We start from the raw sequence: 350 nt of genomic DNA, 5'->3' as shown, positions 1-350 counted from the left end.
CCAGACGGGTAATTTCTTTGCTCAGGCGTTCACGTTCGGCGGCAACATCAATCTCTACTTTCAACATCAGTTTCGATTCGCCGACGATAGAAACAGGTGCCGGAGAGTCAGGTAAAGCATCCAGTACCTGGACTTCAGACAGTTTGGCCAGTGCCTGCAGGTAAGGGGCAAATGACTGCAGTCTGACTTTGTCTTCCGCACTGGCAGCCTGCATTAACAGAGGAACGCGCAATGCGGGCGACAACTGCATTTCACCACGCAGATTACGGCAGGCATCCGTCATCGCCTTAAGTGCAGACATCCAGCCCTCAGCCTGTTCGCTGATGTTTGCTGCGGCTGGCTGCGGATAC

Annotated in this window: 1 pseudogene; it reads right to left on the bottom strand. The window is 54.0% G+C overall.

From position 1 onward, the window contains the following. Window positions 1-350 (bottom strand): annotated as a pseudogene (locus KDM89_RS20715) (valine--tRNA ligase); the annotation flags it as partial.

This window comes from Cognatundibacterium luofuense (genome assembly GCF_018139685.1).
In the GTDB taxonomy this organism is placed as follows: domain Bacteria; phylum Pseudomonadota; class Gammaproteobacteria; order Burkholderiales; family Burkholderiaceae_D; genus Undibacterium; species Undibacterium luofuense.
Note: the sequence above shows the minus strand (reverse complement) of the source record. Positions and strands in the feature narration are given on the sequence as shown.